A 4216-nucleotide genomic window follows, 5' to 3' on the forward strand; every position below is an offset into this window, starting at 1 on the left:
CGAACTGGAACGGTTCGGTGCCGCAAGTGACGTACACGACGAACACGGGCAGCACGAGCACCTTGGACATCACGGTGACGCCGCTCGACGACACGCCGGCGGCGAGCGACGACACGGCGCGGACGGACGAAGACCGCGCGGTGACGATCGACGTGCTGGCCAACGACCGCGACGTCGATGGCGACCCGCTGACGATCACGCAAGTGAACGGGACGGCGATTGCCGTCGGCAGCCCGGTCGCGGTAGCGAATGGCGAAGTGCGGCTGACCGCGGACGGCAAGCTGGAATTTGCCCCGGCCGCGAACTACCACGGTCCGGCGGACTTCACCTACACGGTGACCGACGGCCGGACGCCGGTACAGGCGAACGTCCATGTTGACGTGACGCCGGTCAATGACGCCCCGGTAGCGAACGACGACCGGGTGACGGTGGTGGAAGACGAACCGAAGACGATCAACGTCCTGGGCAACGACAGCGACATCGACGGCGACAAGCTGACGATCACGCAGATCAACGGCACGGCGATCACGGTTGGCGTGCCGCTGGCGGTGAGCAACGGGACGGTGACGGTGAATGGTGACGGGACGGTGACCTTCGACCCGGCCCCGGGGTACAACGGCGAAGCGATCTTCACCTACACGGTGAGCGACGGCCAGGCGACGGACACGGCGACGGTGACGATCGACGTCGGCGGCGTCAATGACGCGCCGGTGGCGGCGCCGGACGTCGGGACGACGGACGAAGACACGGTGCTGAACGTGCCGGCGGCAAGCGGGGTGATCCTGGGCGCCGGCGCGGACACGGATGTGGATGGCGACAGCCTGCAGGTCTCGGGCGTCGCGTTTGGCGGCGCGCTGGGCAAGGTCGGTGAAGGCGTGGCGGGCCAATGGGGCACGCTGACGCTGAACGCGGACGGCTCGTACCGCTACCAGCCGAACGACGCGGCACAAGGGCTGGACGACGGCGAAAGCCGGCAGGACGTGTTCTCGTACACGGTGAGCGACGCGGCGGGGCTGACCTCGACGACGACGCTGACGATCACGGTGACCGGGGTCAATGACGGCCCGGTGGCGGTCGATGACAGCAAGCAGATTCCGGAAGACACGCCGGTGATTCTGCCGGTGCTGGCGAACGACAGCGACGTTGATGGCGACGCGCTGACGATCACGCAGATCAACGGTCAGTCGGTGACGGTCGGTCAGGCGGTGACGCTGTCGTCGGCGACGGGCAGCACGATCGGCACGGTGACGGTGAATGGCGACGGGACGGTGACCTTCGATCCGGAGCCGAACTTCAACGGTCCGGTGGACTTCACCTACACGGTGACGGACGGGACGGCGAGCGACGTGGCCAACGTGCATCTGGTGGTGGACGACGTGAACGACCCGCCGGTGGCGCGAGACAACCTGGTGGAAGGCGACGAAGACACGCCGGTGACGTTTGACCCGAGGTCGAACGACTCGGACGACGACGGCGACCCGCTGACGATCACGGAAGTGAACGGGACGGCGATCGACGCGAACAACCCGGTGGTGCTGACGCAAGGCGTGATCGAGATGAACGCGGACGGCACGCTGAGCTTCACGCCGAACGCGAACTACAACGGGACCTTCACCTTCGAATACACGGTCGATGACGGCCGTGGCGGCTCGGATACGGCAACCGTCGAGATGAAGATCAACGCGGTCAACGACCCGAGCGTTCTGGCCGCTGACACGAAGACGGTGTTCGAAGACTCGGTGGCGAGCGGGAACGTGCTGGCGAACGACAGCGATCTTGACGACACGCTGACGGTGGCGAGCTTCACGGTGAATGGCGCGACGGTGAATGCGGGCGAGACGGTGACGCTGGCGAACATCGGCAAGCTGACGATTGGCAGCGACGGCGAATACACCTTTACGCCGGTGGCGAACTGGAACGGTTCGGTGCCGCAAGTGACGTACACGACGAACACGGGCAGCACGAGCACCTTGGACATCACGGTGACGCCGCTCGACGACACGCCGGCGGCGAGCGACGACACGGCGCGGACGGAAGAAGACCGTTCGGTGGTGATCGACGTATTGGCGAACGACCGCGATGTCGATGGCGACCCGCTGACGATCACGCAAGTGAACGGGACGGCGATTGCGGTCGGCAGCCCGGTGGCGGTAGCGAACGGCGAAGTGCGGCTGACGGCGGACGGCAAGCTGGAATTTGCGCCGTCGGCGAACTACCACGGCCCGGTGGACTTCACCTACACGGTGACCGATGGCCGGACGCCGGTGCAGGCCAACGTGCATGTCGACGTGACGCCGGTCAATGACGCCCCGGTGGCGAACGACGACCGGGTGACGATGCTGGAAGACGAGCCGAAGACGATCAACGTCCTGGGCAACGACAGCGACATCGACGGCGACAAGCTGACGATCACCGAGATCAACGGCACGGCGATCACGGTCGGCGTACCGCTGGCGGTGACCAACGGCACGGTGACGGTGAATGGCGACGGGACGGTGACCTTCGACCCGGACCCGGGCTACAACGGCGGCGCGAGCTTCACCTACACGGTGAGCGACGGGACGGCGACGGACACGGCGACGGTGACGATCGACGTTGGCGGCGTCAATGACGCGCCGGTGGCGGCGCCGGATGCCGGGACGACGGACGAAGACACGGTGCTCAACGTTGCGGCGGCGGACGGGGTGATCCTGGGCGCCGGTGCGGACACCGACGTGGATGGCGACAGCCTGCAAGTCTCGGGCGTCGCGTTCGGCGGCGCGCTGGGCAAGGTTGGCGAAGGCGTGGCCGGTCAGTGGGGCACGCTGACGCTGAACGCGGACGGCTCGTACCGCTACCAGCCGAACGAGGCGGCACAAGGGCTGGACGACGGGGAAAGCCGGCAAGACGTGTTCACGTACACGGTGAGCGACCCGGCGGGGCTGACCTCGACGACGACGCTGACGATCACGGTGACCGGGGTCAATGACGGCCCGGTGGCGGTGGATGACAGCAAGCAGATTCCGGAAGACACGCCGGTGATCCTGCCGGTGCTGGCGAACGACAGCGATGTCGATGGCGACACACTGACGATCACGCACATCAACGGTCAGCCGGTGACGGTGGGTCAGGTGGTGACGCTGTCGACGACGACGGGCGGCGCGATCGGGACGGTGACCTTGAATGCGGATGGGACGGTGACCTTCGATCCGGAAGCGAACTTCAACGGTCCGGTGGACTTCACGTACACGGTGACGGACGGGACGGCGAGCGACGTGGCCAACGTGCACCTGGTGGTGGACGATGTGAACGACCCGCCGGTCGCCCGCGACAACCTGGTGGAAGGCGACGAAGACACGCCGGTGACGTTTGACCCGAGGTCGAACGACTCGGACGATGACGGCGACCCGCTGACGATCACGGAGATCAACGGAACGGCGATCGACGTGAACAACCCGGTGGTGGTGACGCAGGGTGTGATCGAGATGAACGCGGACGGCACGCTGAGCTTCACGCCGAACGCGAACTACAACGGAGCGTTCACGTTCGAGTACACGGTCGATGACGGCCGCGGCGGCTCGGACACGGCGACCGTCGAGGTGAAGATCAACCCGATCGGCGATCCTCCCGTTATCACAGGGGATGATCTCGGTGCGGTGACGGAAGACGCCAGCAACCCGAACCTGACCGACACCGGCACGCTGCTGGTGACGGACGTCGATGGCCTGGACGAAGCACAGTTCCAGACCAACGGTATCGTTGCTAGCGCCGGCGCACTGGGCGGTCTGACGATCACGACGACCGGCGACTGGACCTACACGGTGGCGAACGCCGACGTGCAGTACCTGGGCGAAGGCGAAACCAAGATCGAGACCTTCACCGTGAAGACGGTGGACGGGACGACGCACGACGTGGTGATCACGATCACCGGCACCAATGACGGCGCCGAAGTGAGCGGCAAGGACAAGGGTGCGGTGACGGAAGACGCCTCGAACCCGAACCTGACCGACACCGGCACGCTGCTGGTGACGGACGTCGATGGCACGGACGAAGCCCAATTCCAGACCACGGGCATCGTTGCCAGCGCCGGCGCGCTGGGCGGTCTGACGATCACGACGACCGGCGACTGGACCTACACGGTGGCGAACGCCGACGTGCAGTACCTGGGCGAAGGCGAAACCAAGATCGAGACCTTCACCGTGAAGACGGTGGACGGGACGACGCACGACGTGGTGAT

The 4216-nt window shown here is 66.1% G+C and carries 1 protein-coding gene; it reads left to right on the plus strand.

All coding sequences use genetic code 11. The features are described from left to right. Window positions 1–4216 (plus strand): Ig-like domain-containing protein (locus ACLIIZ_RS20980; protein WP_416695627.1); only part of this gene is annotated, 4216 nt, incomplete at both ends.

Origin of the sequence: Azonexus caeni (assembly GCF_048146105.1) — a bacterium.
In the GTDB taxonomy this organism is placed as follows: domain Bacteria; phylum Pseudomonadota; class Gammaproteobacteria; order Burkholderiales; family Rhodocyclaceae; genus Azonexus; species Azonexus aromaticus_B.